A 19296-nucleotide genomic window follows, 5' to 3' on the forward strand; every position below is an offset into this window, starting at 1 on the left:
CTCTCCTCACCCCATGGCCAGGGTGTTGATCTGAAGTATGGGCAGCAGGATCGACAGGACGATCATCGCCACCACCCCGCCCATCACCACAATGATGGCCGGCTCCAGCAGGCTCAGCATCACGGCGGTGAAGGTCGAGAACTCGCGCTCGAGATAGTCGGCGGCGCGTTCCAGCATCGGCTCCAGCCGCCCGCTGCTCTCGCCCGAGGCGGTCATATAGACCAGCAATGTGGGAAAGACGTCGGCGCGGCGCATGGCGGCCGACAGCCCCCCGCCCTCGCGCACCGCCTCGGCCATGGATTCGGTGGCCCGGCGCAGCGCCATGTTGGACACGGTGCGAGCCGTGATGGTCAGGCCTTCCAGCACCGGCAGGCCGGCGGCGATCATCGTCGACAGGGTCCGCGCCATCTTGGCCCCATGCAGGTCGCGCGTCAGACGGCCGATGACCGGCAGCCGCAGCATTGCCTGGTCGATCCGCAGGCGGATTTCGGGCCGGCGCCGCGCGACTACTCCCGCGACGACCAGCCCGGCCAGCACAATCAGGAACAGCCACCCCCAGTTCCGCATCAGGTCCGACACCCCGATCACCAGCCGCGTCAGCAGCGGCAGAGTCTGGTTCATGCTCTCGAACTGATCAACCACCTTGGGCACGACGAAGGCCATCAGAATGGCGATCACGCCCAGGGCCACCACGGCCAGGACGCTGGGATAGACCACGGCCGTGATCACCTTGCCGCGCACCTGCTGGTCCCGCTCCAGCCCGTCAGCCAGGCGTTCCAGGATCGGCTGCAAGGCGCCCGACTGTTCCCCCGCCGAGACCATGGCCCGGTACAGCGGCGGAAAGGCCTGGCCCTGCAAGGCCATGGCGTCCGACAGGCGCCGCCCCTCCATGACCCCTGCATGCACGCCTTCCAGCACCCGCCGCACCACCGGCCGATCGGCCTGAAGCGCCAGGGTCCGTAGGGCCTCTTCGATCGGCGAGACCGAAATCAGCGTCGCCAGCTGGCGCGTCGTCAGGGCCAGGGTCTTGGCGTTCAGGCGGTCGCCCCGGCCGGCGCCGCTCGTCCGCTCGGCACGCGGCGCGTTTCGCGCCGGCGTCAGCTCCAGCGGCATCAGCCGGCGCTTCTTCAACCGCCCCCGCGCCGCCGTCTCGTCCGGCGCGGTGACGGCGCCCGAAACGGTGCGACCCGCCGCATCCACGGCCACATAGTCGAAGGCCGCCATCAGGCCGCCTCCGCCGGGTCCGTCGCGGTCTCCTGGCGGGCGACGCGCACCGCCTCCTCGACCGAAGTCACGCCGTCCAGCACCAGGGCGCGCGCGCGGTCGGTCAGGGTCCCGCCCCCGGCGAAGGCGGCGGCGACCACGGCGTCCTCGTCCGCCTCGGCCGCAATCAGACGCCGCACCCGGTCGTCGATCTTCAGCACCTCGTACAGGCCGACCCGGCCGACATAGCCGGTATTGCCGCAATGGGCGCAGCCGTGCGGACGCCAGACCTGCACCCCGGCCTTGGCGCCGACCAGCTTGGCCGTCTTCTTGTCGGCGATCTCGGGCGTGCGGCAATGGTCGCACAGGCGCCGCACCAGCCGCTGGGCCACGATCAGCCGCAGGGTCGAGGCCAGCAGGAAGGGCTCCACCCCCATGTCGCGCAGCCGCGTCACCGCCCCCGCCGCGTCGTTCGTGTGGACGGTGGACAGGACCAGGTGACCGGTCAGGGCGGCCTGAACCGCCACCCCCGCCGTCTCCACGTCGCGGATTTCACCGACCATGACTACGTCCGGGTCCTGGCGCAGGATGGCCCGCAGACCCGCCGCGAAGGTCATGCCGACCTTGGTGTTGACCTGGGTCTGGCCCACGCCGTCGATGGCGTATTCGACCGGGTCCTCGACCGTCAGAATATTGCGGGTCTGGTCGTTCAGCAGGGCCAGGCCGGCGTAAAGGCTGGTGGTCTTGCCCGATCCCGTCGGGCCGGTGACCAGGATGATGCCGTTCGGCTCGGCCAGGGCGGCGCGGAAGGCGGCCAGGGCGTCGGGCGCCATGCCCAGACGGTCCAGGGTCAGGCCCGCCTGATCCTTGTCCAGAATCCGCATCACCACCCGCTCGCCGCCGCGAGACGGCAGGGTCGAGACCCGCACGTCCAGCGTCTTGCCGCCCAGGGCCAGGGGGATGCGCCCGTCCTGCGGCACCCGCTTCTCGGCGATATCCAGCCGCGCCATCACCTTGATCCGCGACACCAGCAGCGGCGCGATGCGCGGGTTCAGGCTCAGGGCCTCGCGCAGCACCCCGTCGATCCGCATCCGAACCAGCAGCGCGCTCTCATAGGTCTCCAGGTGGATGTCGGACGCGCCGGTCCGCACCGCCTCGGCGATGATCCCGTTGATCAGCCGGATCACCGGCGCGTCGTCGGCCGTATCCAGCAGGTCGGCCGCCGCCGGGATATCGTCGATCAGACTATCCAGCCCGGCGGGCATGTCCAGATCCTCGCCGTCCGCCGCCCCCAGATGGTCGCCGGCATAGACTTCGGACAGCTGACGGTCGAAGGCCGCCTGGCTCAGGGTCTCGACCGCCAGGGGCCGGCCCAGCACCCGCCGCGCCTCGATCAGCCCTTTCGGGTCCGCCCCCTCGCGCAGCCCCACCCGCGCCACATCGCCGGCGTCCAGCAGCAGGACGCCGTGCCGTTTGGCGAATCCATAGGGGAGGCTGGGACTGACCAGGGTGATCATGAGATCAGTTCCCGGTCGGCGGCAGGGGCGCGGCCTCGACCGAGCCCACGGGCGCCGTCACGCCGGTCGGGGCGATCACCATCGGCTGGCCCGTCGCCGGGGCGGCCGGGGCCTGGGTGCGCATATAGTCCCGCACCAGGGCGTCGAGGCTGGGCTCGCGATCCGGCTGCACAGCCTGCTGCTGGTCGCGCATATAGCCCCAGCGGTCGGCGGCCAGGCCTTGAGCCTCCTCGCGCGTGCGGATGATGGTGGGCCGCAGGAAGACCATCAGATTGGTCCGCCCGCGCTGACGGCTGTTCGAGCGGAACAGGGCGCCGACGCCGGGCAGGTCGCCCAGGCCGGGAATCTTGTCCGTCTGGATGATGTCGTTCTGGTCCAGCAGGCCGCCGGCCACTGCGATGTCGCCGTCGTCGACCACCAGCGTCGTCTGCAGTTCGCGCTTGTCCAGCACGAGGTCGGTCGAACTGCTGCTCAGCCCGCCGTTGATGGCCGAGACCTCCTGGCGCAACGTCAGAGTGATGGAGCCGCCGGCGTTGATCTGGGGCTTGACCGTCAGCCGCACGCCGATGTCCTTGCGGTCGGTCGTGGTGAAGGGGTTGGAATTGCCGTCCAGCAGGGTCTGGCCCGTGGTGATCGGCACCTCCTGCCCGACCAGGAAGGTGGCCTCTTCGTTGTCCAGCGTCATGATCGACGGGGTCTGGAGCAGGTTGGAGCCCTTGTCGGTCTTGGCCGCATTGATGATGAAGCCGAACAGGCCGTCGCCGACCTCGAACCCGCCGCCGCCGACGAAACCGTTGGCGCCGACCAGACTGTTCAGGGCCAGGGTCTGCAACTGTTCGCGCAGCGGATCGTCCTCGTCCAACTGGCCCGCATAGGCGCCGCCGGCGATGTTCACCAGGGGCGTGGCGTTGTCGGTATAGTTGGTCATGCCGACGCCGTTCTCGCCGCCGTACAGCCACTGAACGCCCAGTTCGCGTACGGCGTTGTCGCTCAGCTCGACCACGATGGCCTCGATCAGCACCTGCTGGCGGCGCACGTCCAGCCGCCGGATCACGTCGGCCAGGGTCCTCTGCATATCGGCCGGACCGGCGATGACCAAGGCGTTGGCGCCGGGGAAGCGGGCGATGGTGGCGCGCTGTCCGGTGGCGGTCACGGTAGACGAGCCGATGGCGCCGCCGCCCGCATCCGCGCCGCCAAGGCTGGCGGCGGTGCGCGACAGGCCGCTGGACGCGCCGGTCGTCGACCCGGTCGGGGCTGTCCGCAGCCCCTGGCTCGTGCTGCTCGAGGCCGTGACTGGCTGGCCGACCACCTGTTGCAGCACCGGCAGCAACTGTTCGGCGTTGGCGTGTTCCAGGAAGACGACATTGACATCCTGGCTGGCGCGCGACCGGCCGTCCAGGTCGTGGATCAGGCCGCGCACCCGCGCCAGGGCCTGACCGTCGCCGCGCAGGACGATGGAGTTGGAGCTCTCGACCGCCGTGACGGTGACCATCCCCTGCCCGCCGCCGCCCGGCGCGGCCATGACCTGTTGCAGCACCCCGGCGATCTCGCGCGCCGAGGCATTCTCCAGCGCCACGACCTCATAGCTGGACCGGTCCACGTCGATCCGGCCGATCAGCGAGCGGATGCGGGCCAGATTGTCCGAAAAGTCGGCCACCACCACGCTGTTGGCGCCGGGGTTGGCCAGGACCTGGCCCTGGGCACCGACCAAGGGTCGGATGGTCTCGGCGGCAGACGCCGCATCGATGTTGCGTAGCTGGAAGACCTCGGTCGAGAACCGCTCGGCCCCGACGGTGGACGGCCCCTGAGCGGCGCCCTGGGCCGGGCTGATCCGATAGGCGCCCGACTGGGTCGGGGTGACCACCAGCCCATTGGCCCGCAGGGTCGACAGGAAGACCTCGAACAACTGGGCGCGGCCCAGCGGCCGGTCGCTGGTCACCGTCACCGTCCCCGTCACGGCCGGATCGACGATGAAGGTGCGGCCGGTGGTGCGGGCCACGTCCTGGATGAAGGCGCGGATGTCCGCCCCCTGGACGTTCAGGGTCTGGCGCGCCTCCTGCGCCATGACGGGCGCGGCGGCCAGGGGCGCCTGCAGGGCCAGGATGGCGGCGAGGGCGCCGACGGCGGAGCGCTTCAGGCGATGGCGCAGAGAGGCGGTCATGGACGCGTCCTTATGGTGGTGGTGCGCGTCTCGCCCGCGCGCTCATATTGGATTTCAGCGGACGGGGCGCTGGCCAGCTGGCCGCGCAGGGCGCCGATGGCCTGGGGGCTGTTCAGCGCCACGCCGTTGACGGACAGGATGACGTCGCCCGACTGAAGCCCCGCGCTGCGCAACTCGGACGCATTGCCGGCTGAAGACACGGTGAAGCCGTTGACGCCCAGCCCCTGGATGCGCGGCCGCAGCGACGCCTGGGCCATCAGCCTTTGAGGATCGACGACCGCGGCCTGACCAGACGCTGGCGCAGCGGCGGGCGGACCCAGGACCTGAGGCGTAGCGGGCGGCGGCGGCGGGGCGGCGGCTCCGGCCGGCGCCTCGGTGAACTCCAGACGGCTGATCGACTGGCCACGCGCCAGGGTCACGAAGTCCGGCCCGACGCTCTGCAACACCAGGCCGGGCTCGACCTCCTCGCCCACGCCGACCGACATCTGGCGTCCGTCGGCCAGGCCGATAATCGCAGAACCGCCGCCGACGCCGCCCGCGCGAACGCCGAACAGCCGCATCTGGCTGGCGTCCGCACCCGAGGCGCCAGCCAAGGCCCCCTGCCCGCCCGTGCGGAAGAAGGCGTCGAAGCGCGACAGGATGCTCAGATCGACGGCGGGGGGCGCGGTCTCAGCAGCAGCCACCGACGACTTCGGCGACGGAGCGGCGAACAGCCAGACCAGTCGCCCGCCCTGAACCAGTAAAAGCAGGACCAGAACGCCTTCGACGAAGCGACGCAGCGGCAGACGCCGCATACGGTCGGTCGCCGAGGAGACGTTAAAACTACGGAAAGCCGCGATCACGACGCCATGCCTGTTCCAGCCCCCACACGGCCATGGCGCGATCTAGACTAATCGTCCGTATGCGGGCCGCACCGAAGTGTGAAGACACAAAGAACATGTCGTGACAGTCACGATCTATACGGATCATTTTCAAACGAAAACGACCGGAAGGCCGAAGGCCTCCCGGTCGCAAACGCGTCGCCTTTTTCTGAAATCAGAAGCGGGCGGTCAGGCTGACCGAGGCGCTCTGACCCAGGTCGTAGTTGTTGACCCGGATCTTGTTGCCCAGCTCCTGGTATTCGTCGAACTCGGTGCCCAGCAGGTTCCGCAGTTCCAGGGCGAAGCCCATGTCGCGGGCCATGACGGTGAAGTCCTTGCGATAGACGAAGTCGAGGAAGACGCCCGGCTCCTGGATGAAGTCGGGCTCGCGGCTCACGCCGGTGCCGGCGCCGCGGGCGGTGATCCGGTCGCTGACATAGTTGACGATGATCGTCGCCTGCGAGCGGGCCGTATCGTCTTCCCAACCCAGTTGCAGGTTGGCGACATGGTCCGACTGGCCTTGCAGACGGCTGCCGTCCTGGATGAAGAAGGACGCCTGTTCCGGCGTACCCGCGCCACCCAGGGTCAGGACGGTGTCGCCGTCGCCGACCTTAACCTCGGAGTTCGAGTAGGTGTAGTTGGCCTGCACCAGCCAGCGCTTGTTGGCGATGAAGCTCATGCCCTGGTCGGGGAACTCGAAATACTTCTTCACCTCGACCTCGGCGCCCATGATGGTCGCCTTGGGCGCGTTCAGATACGACTGCTGGCGCTGGTTGCCCACATCGACGATGACGGATTCAACCGGCTTATCCATGTCCTTGTAGAAGACGCCGGCGGTGATGAACTGCTGGCGGGCGAAGTACCATTCGTACCGCGCATCCAGGTTCAGCAGTTCGGTGTCCACCAGATAGGGGTTGCCGATGAAGATGCGGTCGCTTTCCGGGTCCGTATAGGCCTGGGGCGCCAGTTCGCGGAACTGCGGACGACCGATGGTCTGCGACACGCCGAAGCGCAGTTGCTGATCCTCGGCGAAGTTCCACGTCGCCGTCAGCGAGGGCAGCCAATACTGTTCCTCGATCTCGGTCGCCTCGTAGGTGGAAGTTCCGCCGAACACGTCGCGCGGCGTAACGCTCTGCTGACCGTCCTCGAAGCGGACGCCGACCGTGGTGCGGACCAGCGGGATGATTTCCGCATCGACCATGGCGTAGGCGGCGTTGACCTGCAGCTCGGCGTCATAGGCGCTGGCGCCGTTGCTGCCGGCGATTTCACGCAGCTGCAGGGTGGTCGGATTGATGTTGTAGTCCGAGAACAGATAGTCGATGCGCGACATCCGTTGATCGTCGGTCAAGCCATTGACGGCTTCGAACTGCAGATCGTGACGGCTGGCTTCGCGGTTGTTGTCCAGCGTGGCGACGCCGGCGCTGATGATGGCTTCCCGCGCCGACGACAAGGGCAGAGTATAGGCCACGTCCACGCCGCCCGAGACGATGTCGTCGTCCAGTTCGCTGAACGAGATCAGATTGCCCTGGACGTTGTGGATATAGTCGCCGTCCGCATTCACGCCGTACTGGAAGCGCGACTCATAGGGCGCGTCCCGCGACGTCTTGGCGTAGGCCGCGCGCCAGTCGATCTCCAGGGAACCGTCCATGAACTGATGTTCGCCGGCCAGCTGGCTGCTCCACAGCTGGCGCACGAACCATTCGGTATAGTCGTTGCGGATCACGCTGCCGCCGGCGTCGAAGTCGGGGCCGGCGACCGAGCGGGCTTCCTTGGTCGTGTTGCGGACATAGAGGTTGGTCCACTTGACCTCGTGATCGGCGTTAGACAGCGACAGGCCGCCGAGGAAGTTCAGGCGGATGTCGTTCTGGTTCGAGTCCACGGCATAGGTCGAGACCGGCACCAGGACTTCGCCCTGGAACTGGCCCTCTTCCTGGACGCCGCTACGCGCGCGCCAGCTGTTGTCGTATCCAGCGACGGCGATCAGGCCCAAGGTGCCGAAACCCGTGTCCTGCGAGAAACCGCCAGCCAGTTCCACACCGCCGTCGATCGGCGTCTTTTCGCGTTGCAACAGGCGCAGCGGCGCGTTCACCAGCGACTGGCCCATGGTCTGGAGCTGGTCGGCGGTGAAGTTGGCGCTATTGATCTGCTTGCCCTGGTCGAAGGCGATGGCGATGGCGCCGGGCACTTCGCGGGTGTCGTCGTCAAAACCGGTGAAGTCGGTGCGCGACCCGTAATAGATCAGGTTTTCCTTGCCGGTCGATTCGGTATTGCCGCCCAGCGACAGCTTCATGTTGAAGAAGGGCTGGTTCGGCGCGTCGACGGTGTGCAGGTCGATGACGCCGCCGCCGAACTCGCCGGGGAAGTTGGGCGAATAGGTCTTCTGCACCGTCACGCCGTCCAGGATGCTGGAGGGGAACAGGTCCAGGGGCACAACCCGCTGCAGCGGCTCGGGGCTGGGCAGGGGCGAACCGTTCAGCAGGGCCGACGAGTAACGCTCGCCCAGGCCACGGACATAGATGAAGCGGCCTTCGACGATCGACAGGCCGGTGACGCGGGTCAGGGCTGCGGCGGCGTTGCTGTCGCCGGTGCGCTCCAGGTCTTCGGACGTCAGGAAGACCGCGACTTCGGAGCTCTCGCGGTTGGGTTCGGGAATATAGCGGCCCAGGACGACGATCTCGCCGACGTCGGCAGCCTGTTCCTCAACCTGTTCGGCCGGCGTCTGGGTCGTCGAGGAGGTGGGATTCGTCTGGGCGAACGCCAAGCCGGGCGCGATCAGCGCACTGGTGGCGAGAAGGACCCCGCTCAGGGTCAGAGTAAGTCTATTCATGGTCTGCGCCTTGAAGGGGTCAGGAAACGCGAAGAACCGGCGGCGACCTCAGGGTCGCCGCCGGCGCTGTCATCGTCAGCAGGTGGAGCCGGCGGTCAGGCCGCAGGTCCAACCCTGCCACCAGGTGTCCTGGGCGTTCCGCACGGCGCCGATGTAGGTCACGCTGTCGAAGAAGCCGTAAACCGTCTTCGGATCGACCGCCGGCACGGCGTTCTCGTTGGCGCCGTTGATGAAGGCCAGGTTCTGATTGGTGATCGTCGTGCCCGAGGCCGGAGCGGTCAGGGTCGAGGTTCCCGCCGCCGTGACATTGGTGTTGCGGGCGTTGGTGAACACCGCCGTCGAGCGGGCGACGTTGGCCGGACGATACGAGACCGAGCAGGACATGAAGATCGAACGCAGCGACGGCGTAGAGCCGCCGTCGAAGCTCGTCTGGGTGTCGACGTCGGCGATGTCGAAGCAGCCGGCGACCGAGCCCGTCGTCGAGGTGGCGACGATGTTGATCAGGTTCGGGTTGGTGCCGGTGTCGAAGTGCATAACCGTGTGAGCGTCAGTCGGAGCGTTACGCCCGACCAGGGTCCAGTTGGCGATCTTCGGCTGCGACAGATAACGCGAGGCGTAGGCAGTCGAGGTCGGGGCGGACGAGAATTCGAAGCCGGCCGAGCGGCTGGTCGAGTTCGGGGCACGCTGGGTCACGATGCCGAACTGGGCGCCGCCGCGCCAGCCGGTGTCGGTGTCCAGACCATCGTCGTCGGCGCCGTTGATGACGATATGCTTCAGGTTGGCGTTGCCGCCGAAGATCTCGATGCCGTCGTCCGAGCTGTTGTACGACTGGATGTATTCCAGGGTCGTGCCCGAGCCGACGCCGGCCAGGGTCAGGGCCTGAAGCTCGTTGCCGGTGGCGATTTCAAAGCCCGAATACTTGATCTGGACATAGCGCAGACGACCAGAGTTGTCGGCCGCCGTATTGCCGCCGTAGAAGGCGTTGGTGCCCTCGACTTGGCCGGTGCAGGTGACCGGCGCAGTCAGCTGGCAGTTGGCTTGCGGCGCGCGGCCGGCGAGGACGATGCCGCCCCACTGGCCCTGCGAGGTCGCGGTGGCCGTGCCCTCGATGTCCTGGCGGCTGGTGAAGATGATCGGGTTGGTCGACGTGCCTTCAGCGAAGATCTGCGAGCCGCGGTTGACCAGCAGATAGTCGCCGCCGCTCGAAGCGAAAATCTTCACGCCCGGTTCAATCGTAAGGATGCCCTGCGTGCCCGTGGTCGACGCCGGGTCGATGCCGCGGTCGGTGCCGACTTCGGTGCGGCCGCTGATGGCGTAGATGGTGCCGGCGCGAACGGCCAGGGTCAGGTTGCCCAGCACCTGTTGCGGCAGCTGGCAGACGCGCAAAGTGTTGTTGGCGATGGTGCCGATGTTCGACAGGCCCGTCGGGCAATCGGCGGCGGGGGTGCCCGGCGTGGGCGTGGTCGGGGTGGTCGGCGTGCCGCCGCCGCCATTGCCGAAATCGCCCTCGCCGGGAGAGGCCACCTCGGCCGAGCCGCACGCGGCGAGCGCGAGGGCGCTGGCCGCCGTCACGAGAAGGGTCTTGAGCTGAAGGCCGGTCATCGTCAGTCCACCGTGTCTGGTCAAAGAGCTATGACAGGGGACGGTCGAGCTCATGCCCGGCCGCGATGACGTGTTCGTCCCTCCTGCCCAACTTCAGTCATAGTCAGGCCATGTGACGGCGCATGCGCCCTAAGATGAAGGTTAAGCGGAGGTTTTACGGACAATTCGCATCTTTTTTGCAATATTTCCTCCGCCTCCAAACCAGTTTCGCAACCTCGCCTAATAGACGCCCTCTCGCCTCAAGACAGCTGGGACTGTGCGGATCAGAAGCGCCACATAGGTTCTTACCGTCAGATTGCGGACCAGCCACACATCCATCGCGACACGACGTGGATAGGACACGTCATTGCGCCCCGACACCTGCCACAGCCCCGTCAGACCGGGCCGCACGGCGCAGTAGGCCGCGAAGCGCCGCCCATACAGGGCTGCCTCGTCCGGCACGATAGGCCGCGGCCCGACCAAGGACATTTCCCCAACCAGCACATTGACCAACTGTGGCAGTTCATCGAGGCTCGACAGGCGCAGGAACCGACCCAGCGGCGTCACGCGCGGGTCCCGTCGCAGCTTGCTGCGCTGCGCCCATTCTCCATCCGCCGACTGAGGCAGGCGCGCCTCGGCGTCCGTCGTCATGGAGCGAAACGTCAGACAGGCGAACGGCCGCCCGTCCCGGCCGATCCTCTGTTGCCGGAACAGGGCCGGTCCGCCGTCTTGCGCCCGCAACGCCAAGGCGATCAGCAGCAAGGTCGGCAGAAAGAACAGCAGACACGCCAGGGCGGCCAGCACGTCCAGCAGACGGATCACGGCCCGGCTTGCGCGATCGGAACGTCCCGAAACCGGTCCGTCCGCATCCATGCTGCGCAGCGCGGCCTCAACGGTCGTCATGTCCGCCCTCCCCCCAGCGCGGGGAATATCCCTTATGGTTGCACAATTGGCAATCCCAGGACGATAACCGGACATCGCGGCACGGATCATCAGCCTGTTGACGCCGCAGCACAACCTATCATAGGTTGCATTGTGCCTCTGGAAGATCGTAAATTCCCCCGCCGCCCGCCACTCCGGCTCGTCGAGCCCCCACCGGCGGAGCCCCGCTGGTCGGGTCGTCGCTCGGTCGTCGTCATGATCGGGCTGGGCGCCCTGATGTGGGTCCTGGTCGCGACTGGGGGATGGCTGCTGGCCCGCGCCCTCGCCTGACCTGGCCTGATCAGTCTCCGTTCCACCAGCCCAGGCTGAACGGAACCCGCTGTCCCTTCACCGTCACAGCGCCGGCGATCACCGGCGAGCCGTCGCCCAGGTTGCGGCGCGCCGTGGCCAGGGCGCCCGGATCGATCCGGGCGTCCAGCGTGGCCTCCGCCCCGTCGGGCGACACCCCCACCAGATGCAGGCTCTCGTCCGTCAGATCATAGACGCGCGGCGCGAACGTCACAGCGCCGTCGGGCCCGGACAGGGTCAGGATCAACGGCGACGCCTGGCGCCGTCCGCCCTCCCAGGCCTCTAAGGCCGAGGCCTGACCGATGAACAGGCTCTCGACCCGCCAGGCCTGCGTCGTCTCGGCCACGGGCCGATAGTCGCCGGAGATGTCCCCCTCCAGCCGATGGCGGAAATCGGCCTCACGCTTGGGCGCTGAAGCCGGCGCCTCCGGCCGCGCCTCACGCCGCTCGCAGCCGGCCAGGACCGCCATGCCGAACAGCATAGGGCCGATCAGGGCAGGAACGAGAAGACGCCGCATCATCGATCCAACGACCGGTCCAGGGCGCGGAAGCCGGCGATGGCCAGTTCCGTCGCCGAGGTGAAGACCTCCGGCTTGATCCGCTCGAAGTCGTCGGTCGGGCGGTGATAATCCGGGTGATAGTCCACGCCCATATAGAGGAAGGGCACCCCCTTGTCGTGGAAGGCGCCGTGGTCCGACGCCGAGACCCAGTTGTTCTCCCCCTCGTCCTGCGGCGTATCCTTGCCGAAGGCGAAGCTGACCGGACCGACCGCCGCCAGCGGCTCCAGAATCGGGCGCAGGTTCGGGTGTTGGTACGTTCCCGTGACCCACAGATGACCGTCGGTCTCGGCCCGCGCAGTCATGTCGAAGTTCAGATTCAGGGCGATGGACGACAGGGGCACGGGCGGCGCCTTGACGAACTCGCGCGCGCCCAGCAGCCCCCGCTCTTCCGCATCGAACGCGACCAGCAGCACGCTATGCTCCGGCGCCTGGGCCTTCAGCCGCTTGGTCAGCTCCAGCATCGTGGCCACACCTGAGGCGTTGTCGTCGGCCCCATTGTAAATCTGCCCGCCATAGGTCCCGACGTGATCATAGTGGGCGCTGACCACGATGTAGCGGTCGCCGACACGGGTTCCGGGGATCAGGCCCAGCACATTGGCCCCACGATAGGTGACCGGGCCCTGCGGCGAAGGCCCCGTCCCCTCGAACGGCTGCAACCGTCCGAACGGCGCCGGCGCGACGCCCAGCGCCTCGAGCCGCGCGACGACATAGGCCCGCGCCCGCTCCCCGCCCGGCGTTCCGGTTCCCCGCCCCTCCATGTCGTCCGCCGACAGGATCCGCACATCGTCCAGCAGTTGGTCGTATTCGGCGGCGGGCACAGACACAGGCGCGGGCGGCGGGGGGCTGATCGGCTCGACGCATCCGGTCAGGGCCAGGGCGGCGCATCCGCCGAGCAGAAGGGATCGGACGGCGGCAGGCGGCATGGACGACTCCGTAGACAATGATTCAGCCTAGCGTGCGGATCGTCCGGCGTCAGCCCGTGGTAATGAGACCACGACATGTCCAGCGCGATTCCCCCCTTCCCGCCCGTCGAAGACCTGACCGCCGAAACTGCGGCCGAGGAACTGGCCTGGCTGGCCGCCGAAATGGCCCGCCACGACGCCCTCTATAATGAGGCGACGCCCGAGATTTCCGACGCGGACTACGACGCCCTGCGCGCCCGGAACCTGGAGATCGAGGCCGCCTTCCCCGACCTGGTCCGCCCCGACTCCCCATCCAACAAGGTCGGCGCCGCCGCCTCCAGCCAGTTCGCCGAGGTGCGCCACGGCGTGCCCATGCTGTCCCTGGACAACGCCTTCGACGAGGGCGAGGTGCGCGACTTCGTCGCCCGCATCGCCCGTTTTCTGAAACTGCCCGCCGACGAGCCCATCGCCTTCGTCGCCGAGCCCAAGATCGACGGCCTGTCGGCCAACCTCCTCTATGTGGACGGCAAGCTGACCATCGGTGCCACGCGCGGCGACGGTCGTGCGGGCGAGGACGTCACCGCCAATCTGAACACCATCGCCGATGTGAAACAGACCCTGGCCGGCGACGACTGGCCCGACCGGATCGAGATCCGGGGCGAGGTCTACGCCCCCAACGACGCCTTCGCCGCCTTCAACGCCGCCGCGGAAGCCGAGGGCCGCCGCACCTACGCCAATCCCCGCAATTTCGCCGCCGGCTCCCTGCGCCAGAAGGACGCCCGGATCACGGGCAAACGCCCGTTGAACTTCTTCGCCTACGCCTGGGGCGAACATTCCAGCGACTTCGCCGAGACCCAGTGGGAGGCCCTGCAGAAGCTCAAGGCCTGGGGCTTCCCCGTCAACGCCCGTTCGCGCCGGGTCGAGGGCGCCGAGGGCCTGATCGAAGTCTATCGCGAGTTGGAACGCGACCGTGCGACCCTGGGCTATGACATCGACGGCGTGGTCTACAAGGTCGACCGCATCGACTGGCAGCGCCGCCTGGGCTTCGTGGCCCGTAGCCCCCGCTGGGCCATCGCCCACAAATTCCCCGCCCAACAGGCGACCACGGTGCTGGAAGGCATCGACATCCAGGTCGGCCGCACCGGCTCCCTGACCCCCGTCGCCCGTCTCCACCCCGTCACCGTCGGCGGCGTCGTGGTCCGCAACGCCACCCTGCATAATGAAGACGAGATCGAACGTCTGGACGTCCGCATCGGCGACACGGTGCGCCTGCAACGCGCCGGCGACGTCATCCCCCAGATCCTGGGCGTCGTCCCCGAGTTACGTCCCACCGACGCCGTGCCCTATGTCTTCCCCGACAAATGCCCGGTCTGCGGTTCGGAGGCGGTGCGCGAGGGCGACGAGGTCAAGCGCCGCTGCACCGGCGGCCTGATCTGCGACGCCCAGATCGTCGAACGGCTCAAACATTTCGTCGGCCGCCGCGCCTTCGACATCGAGGGCCTGGGCGAGAAACAGCTGGTCGCCTTCAACGCGCGCGGCTGGATCAAGGAGCCGGCCGACATCTTCCGCCTGGCGCGCGACGAGGCGCGGCTGAAGGAACTGGAACGCGAAGACGGCTATGGCGAGACCAGCATCCGCAACCTGGTCGCCGGCATCGACGCCCGCCGCGTCATCTCGCTGGATCGGTTCCTGTTCGGCCTGGGCATACGCGACATCGGCGAACAGACCTCCATCGTCCTGGCCCGCGCCTTCGAGAGTTGGCCCGCGCTGAAGGCCGCCTGCCTCCAGGCCGCTTCCGGCGTGCCTTCCGACGCCTGGACCGCCCTGGCCGCCTCCCACGCCATATCGCCCCGCGTCCTGACCCTGATGGCCGAGGCGACGCCGCCCGCCGCCGATCCATGGCCCGAGGCGACCATGGACATGAAGATCAGCCAGGCCTTCCCCGGCATGGCCGCCCCGGCCCGGCGTTCGCTGGCGACTATGGTTCAGGACTGGTCCGGCCTGGTCGAACTGGCCCGGGTGGCGCGCGAGGAAGGCCCGTCCGAAATCCTGAACCAGATCGCCGGCGTCACCGGCGTCGGCCCCGTCGCCGCCTTGGCCCTGGCCCACTTCTTCCACGAGCCGCACAATCTTCAGGTCGTCGCCGCGCTGGAGGCCGAACTGACCGAAATCCTCGACGCCGAACGCCCCAAGTCCGACACCCCGGTCGCGGGCAAGACCGTGGTCTTCACCGGCGCCCTGGAACGCTTCACCCGCGACGAAGCCAAGGCCCGCGCCGAAAGCCTGGGCGCCAAGGTCTCGGGCTCCGTCTCCAAAAAGACCGACTACCTCGTCGCCGGCCCCGGTGCCGGCTCGAAGCTGAAGGACGCCGAAAAACACGGGGTTCAGGTGCTGACCGAGGACGAGTGGCTGGCGCTGATCGGGGGATAGGCGTCAGGGGATCGGGAAGCCCCAGGTCCGAGGGTCGAACGGATCATCTCCCGGCGCCCAGTCATCAAGGGAAGTGGGACCTGCCGTTATTAAGACGGCGCGTAATTCCCCCGCGAGCCGCCCCCGGGTGATGTTTTCCTCGATCAACAGCATTCCATCGGCGGTCACGAATTGCGCCTGGCCAATGTCCTGCACGCGGGGCATGCCGTCGATCCAGTGGCACGCCCGACCGAGAACGATTTCCGGCGTTCGTTCGATCCTTGGCTTCTCAGTCGGTGCTGAAGCCGTATTGTGGCTGGCCCACATCCTCGTGTGCGTCGCCTGCCCGTCCCATTGCGCTGACCAGACGACGCTTCGATCTGAATTTTCTAAAGTTCTGCGGCGCTCGCCGTTGGAGATCTCCTCGACAAATCTCCAGTCGCCGCGACTTACGATAGTGCGACGGATTGGACCGATGACAAATGATCGCCCCTCCATAACGACACGATAGTCGCTCGGCTCAGGCAGGATCACGGCGTCACCCACCCGTGTAGGCGCTCGGGCGGCGCACCCTGCCAACCCCAATGCGACCAGAATAAAACCGTAGAGCACCCTCTTCATATTGCCAGAATAGCGCGTCTGGATTGCGCAATGCTTACGCCGTCCGCGAGCAAGTCAACTCAACCGACCCAGATCCTGACCGAAGACGAGTGGCTGGCCCTGATCGGCTATCCGCGCAGCGTCGCCAGGGCGGCGGGATAGCGGCGTGACAGGGGCGCATTGACCGCCCCCAGTTCCACGGTCCAGTCGCCAGAGCGGTCGGGTTGCAGGCCGGTGACGCGCTCTGCATTGACCAGCCACGAGCGATGGACCCGCACGAAGCCGAACCGCGACAGTTCGGCCTCCACCGCCGCCAGGGTCGCGCGCATCAGCGGACGCCGCCCGTCTGCCAGCAGGAACTCGACATAGTTCCCGGCCGAACTGACCGCCAGGATATCGGCCAGGGGCGCGCGGATGATGCGGGCCCCGTCACGAATGTCGAAACTGACCGGCCGCACCGGTTCATCGCGCCGCCGCCGCAGATAGGCGGTCAGCAGGAAGCCTCCGACCAGCAGGACATAGGTCACCAGGTCCTTGCGCAGCTCATAGCCGAACCGGTCGCCGAACTGATAGAGGCTCGCCCCCATGACAAAATAGCCGAGCTTCCTCAGCGCCACAAAACCGCTGACGTGCAGGGCCGAAAAGGTCATAAGCGCCGCCAGATGAATCCCGGCGCACCGCGCCTTGGGCCGCCATCCCTCGCCCGCCGCCTCGTCCGGCGGCGCCAGACTGGCGGCCAGCCAGGGGATCCAGATCACCGCCATCAGGGTGAGGGTGCTCGACACTTCCCAGACCATGGGCTTCCAGGCGGCTACATCCGGATTGTCCGCCTGAGCGGTCAGGATGTTGACCGGCGTGTTTATCAGCGAAAAGGCCAGGACCGCCAGGGCGCACCGCCACAGGTCGCGACCGTTCAGGCGTCGCGCCATAGCCGCCCATCCACTCGTCACGACACGCGCGCCGTTCGTCCCAGCGACCCCGGCGCCGTCCCCGCCAGGCGCCCGCACGGCCCCAGACGATTGCTGAACCGCCCGTCGGTCCGCGAGGACGGGGCCTGCATCATTCGCCATGGAGTTCTCGCATGTCTGTTACGCCCCCGCTCGTGTCGCCGTCCGCGACGACGGGCCGACGATACGATCTGGACTGGATTCGCGTCGGCGCCTTCATGCTGCTGATCCTCTATCACGTCGGCATGTTCTACGTGCCTTGGGACTACCATGTGAACAGCCCACGTCCGGTCGAGGCGCTTGAGCCGATCATGCTGCTGACGAACCCCTGGCGGCTGACCCTGCTGTTCCTGGTTTCGGGCTGTGCGACCCGGTTTCTGGCGGACGGGTTCGCCGCGCGCGGGCAAAGCGGATGGGCGCTGGCCGGATCGCGCATCCTGCGCCTCTTGCCGCCGCTGCTGTTCGGCATGTTCGTCATTGTGCCGCCCCAGAGCTATTACGAAATCCTCGAAGCGGCCAAGGGCTTGGGCATAGCCGACCCCGCGCATGGACCGGTGCTCAAGGACTTCTGGGTGCGGTACGTCACCTCGACCGGCCACTGGTGCGACGCCGACGGTTGCCTGACCACGCCGACGTGGAACCACCTGTGGTTCATCGCCTATCTGCTGCCCTACAGCCTGCTGCTGGCGGCGATGATCGCCTTTCCGGCCGCCCGGCGCGCGCTTCAGGCGGCGGGGGATCGAGCATTTCGGGGATGGGGGCTGGTGGTCTGGCCGGTGCTGTATCTGATCCTGATCCGCTGGTTCCTGGCGCCCCGGTTCGAGATCACCCATGCCCTGACCGACGACTGGTACAACCACGCCCTCAGCTTCGGCGCCTTCCTGTTCGGCTATCTGATCGCCCGATCGGAAGAGGCGCGTCAGACCCTGATGCGGCTGCGCTGGCCGGCCCTGATCATCGCCCTGTGCAGCTGGGCGGCCTGGGCGACCTATGCCTGGGTCTATCGCGGCGACGTCAATCCGTCCGAGCCGCTCAGGCAGGCGATGCGGATCGTCTATGCGCTGGATCAGGCCAGCTTCATCGCCGCCATCCTGGGCTTCGGCGCACGATGGTTGAACCGGGACGCTCCGGCCCTGCGCTATCTCTCGGTAGGCGTCTTCCCCTTCTATATCGTCCACCAGACCGTGACGGTTGTGGCGGCCTATAATCTGGCCACGCTCCACCTGCCGTTGGGCGTGGAGGCCGGCCTGCTAATCCTGATCACCGCCCTGGGCTGTCTCTTCGCCTACGAGATCGCGCGCCGGATCGGATGGATGGGCCTGTTGTTGGGGGTGAAGCCGCAGAAGGAAGGGTGAACCGTGCGGTCGCCCGCCTGATGCGAGGGCTGGGACCGCCCAGCCCTCTCAACTTCAAGCAAAGATCTTCGTCAGATGCATTTTCAAATCGTCATGACGATCCGGCCCTCGATCTGGCCGTCGCGCATCCGCTGGAAGATGCTGTTGATGTTCTCCAGCGGTTCAACCGAGACCGTGGCCTTGACCTTCTCGTCGGCGGCGAACTGAAGCGCCTCCTGCAGGTCCAGACGGGTGCCGACGATGGAGCCGCGCACCGTGGTCCCGTTCAGCACCATGTCGAAGATTGACAGGGGGAAGTCGCCGGGCGGCAGGCCGTTCAGGGCCACGGTCGCGCCCCGCGCCGTCATATTGACCGCCTGTTCGAAGGCCTTGGGCGAGACGGCCGTTACCAGCACGCCCTGGGCGCCGCCGTCGGTCTGGGCCTTGATGTCGGCGGCGGGGTCGTTGGACGTCTTGGCATTGACCGTCACGGTCGCGCCCAGCCGTCGCGCCAGATCCAGCTTAGCGTCGTCCACGTCCACGGCGGCGACGTTCAGCCCCATGGCCTTGGCGTACTGGACCGCCACATGGCCCAGGCCGCCGATGCCTGAGATCACCACCCAGTCGCCCGGCTTGGTGTCGGTCATCTTCAGCCCCTTGTAGACCGTGACCCCGGCGCACAGGATCGGGGCGATGTCGGTGAAGCTGACATTGGCCGGCAGATGGCCGACGTAGTTGGGGTCGGCAATGGCGTATTCCGCGAAGCCGCCGTTGACCGAGTAGCCGGTGTTCTGCTGGTCGTGACACAGGGTCTCCCAGCCGCCCAGGCAGTGTTTGCAGTGACCGCAGGCCGAGTACAGCCACGGCACCCCGACCCGGTCGCCCTCCTTGACCAGGGTGACCCCCGCCCCCACCGCCGAGACATAACCGACGCCCTCGTGGCCCGGAATGAAGGGCGGGTTCGGCTTGACCGGCCAGTCGCCCTCGGCCGCGTGCAGATCGGTGTGGCAGACGCCCGAGGCCTCGATCTTGACTTGGACCTGGCCCGGCCCCGGTTCGGGGATGGCGACCTCTTCGATGGTCAGCGGCTGACCAAACGCGCGCACGACAGCGGCCTTCATGGTTCTGGGCATGGAACATCCTCGTCGATTTTGGGGGAACGGGCG

15 protein-coding genes are annotated in these 19296 nt (G+C 67.5%); 3 read left to right on the plus strand and 12 right to left on the minus strand.

What is annotated here, in order from left to right; all coding sequences use genetic code 11:
* Window positions 1–6 precede the first annotated feature (6 nt).
* The 7 genes from gspF to ACVPT3_RS09570 form a co-directional block, all read right to left on the minus strand.
* Window positions 7–1224, minus strand: coding sequence for a type II secretion system inner membrane protein GspF (gene gspF / locus ACVPT3_RS09540; protein WP_492040679.1), 1218 nt, complete (start codon window positions 1222–1224; stop codon window positions 7–9).
* Complete coding sequence (gene gspE, locus ACVPT3_RS09545) at window positions 1224–2720, minus strand: type II secretion system ATPase GspE (protein ID WP_492040680.1); 1497 nt, start codon at window positions 2718–2720, stop codon at window positions 1224–1226. The genes gspF and gspE overlap by 1 nt, the downstream gene beginning before the upstream one ends.
* A 4-nt stretch (window positions 2721–2724) precedes the next feature.
* Complete coding sequence (gene gspD, locus ACVPT3_RS09550) at window positions 2725–4881, minus strand: type II secretion system secretin GspD (RefSeq protein WP_492040681.1); 2157 nt, start codon at window positions 4879–4881, stop codon at window positions 2725–2727.
* Complete coding sequence (locus ACVPT3_RS09555) at window positions 4878–5675, minus strand: type II secretion system protein N (RefSeq protein ID WP_492040682.1); 798 nt, start codon at window positions 5673–5675, stop codon at window positions 4878–4880. The genes gspD and ACVPT3_RS09555 overlap by 4 nt, the downstream gene beginning before the upstream one ends.
* Before the next feature lie 241 nt (window positions 5676–5916).
* Window positions 5917–8568 (minus strand): TonB-dependent receptor domain-containing protein, encoded by a 2652-nt coding sequence (locus tag ACVPT3_RS09560; RefSeq protein WP_492040683.1) that lies wholly within the window; start codon window positions 8566–8568, stop codon window positions 5917–5919.
* A gap of 75 nt (window positions 8569–8643) precedes the next feature.
* Window positions 8644–10170 carry a beta-helix domain-containing protein gene (locus tag ACVPT3_RS09565; RefSeq protein ID WP_492040684.1) on the minus strand — a complete coding sequence of 509 codons (1527 nt, stop codon included), beginning with the start codon at window positions 10168–10170 and terminating at the stop codon, window positions 8644–8646.
* 219 nt (window positions 10171–10389) lie between these two features.
* A complete protein-coding gene (locus ACVPT3_RS09570; RefSeq protein ID WP_492040685.1) occupies window positions 10390–11052 on the minus strand; it encodes a sugar transferase in 663 nt (220 codons plus the stop codon).
* A gap of 132 nt (window positions 11053–11184) precedes the next feature.
* On the opposite strand from ACVPT3_RS09570, the gene ACVPT3_RS09575 reads away from it, so the two are divergent.
* Window positions 11185–11361 carry a hypothetical protein gene (locus tag ACVPT3_RS09575; RefSeq protein WP_492040686.1) on the plus strand — a complete coding sequence of 59 codons (177 nt, stop codon included), beginning with the start codon at window positions 11185–11187 and terminating at the stop codon, window positions 11359–11361.
* Window positions 11362–11371: 10 nt separating this feature from the next.
* On the opposite strand, the gene ACVPT3_RS09580 is transcribed toward ACVPT3_RS09575, so the two are convergent.
* On the minus strand, window positions 11372–11899 hold the full coding sequence (locus ACVPT3_RS09580; protein WP_492040687.1) for a hypothetical protein: 528 nt from the start codon (window positions 11897–11899) through the stop codon (window positions 11372–11374).
* On the minus strand, window positions 11896–12861 hold the full coding sequence (locus tag ACVPT3_RS09585; RefSeq protein WP_492040688.1) for a M28 family peptidase: 966 nt from the start codon (window positions 12859–12861) through the stop codon (window positions 11896–11898). Before ACVPT3_RS09585 ends, ACVPT3_RS09580 begins: the two co-directional genes overlap by 4 nt.
* A 75-nt stretch (window positions 12862–12936) precedes the next feature.
* On the opposite strand from ACVPT3_RS09585, the gene ligA reads away from it, so the two are divergent.
* The gene (ligA, locus tag ACVPT3_RS09590) at window positions 12937–15270 is read left to right on the plus strand and encodes an NAD-dependent DNA ligase LigA (protein ID WP_492040689.1); all 2334 of its coding nucleotides are present in this window, start codon (window positions 12937–12939) and stop codon (window positions 15268–15270) included.
* A 3-nt stretch (window positions 15271–15273) separates the two neighbouring features.
* On the opposite strand, the gene ACVPT3_RS09595 is transcribed toward ligA, so the two are convergent.
* On the minus strand, window positions 15274–15783 hold the full coding sequence (locus ACVPT3_RS09595) for a hypothetical protein (RefSeq protein ID WP_492040690.1): 510 nt from the start codon (window positions 15781–15783) through the stop codon (window positions 15274–15276).
* Between the two features lie 194 nt (window positions 15784–15977).
* On the minus strand, window positions 15978–16778 hold the full coding sequence (locus ACVPT3_RS09600) for a LytTR family DNA-binding domain-containing protein (protein WP_492040691.1): 801 nt from the start codon (window positions 16776–16778) through the stop codon (window positions 15978–15980).
* Window positions 16779–16930: 152 nt separating this feature from the next.
* On the opposite strand from ACVPT3_RS09600, the gene ACVPT3_RS09605 reads away from it, so the two are divergent.
* Entirely contained in the window at window positions 16931–18151 is a 1221-nt protein-coding gene (locus ACVPT3_RS09605; RefSeq protein WP_492040692.1) for an acyltransferase family protein, read from the plus strand.
* 83 nt (window positions 18152–18234) lie between these two features.
* On the opposite strand, the gene adhP is transcribed toward ACVPT3_RS09605, so the two are convergent.
* Complete coding sequence (adhP, locus tag ACVPT3_RS09610) at window positions 18235–19263, minus strand: alcohol dehydrogenase AdhP (protein WP_492040693.1); 1029 nt, start codon at window positions 19261–19263, stop codon at window positions 18235–18237.
* Window positions 19264–19296: the final 33 nt, after the last annotated feature.

The organism is Brevundimonas sp. FV1ps31S (assembly GCF_058681265.1).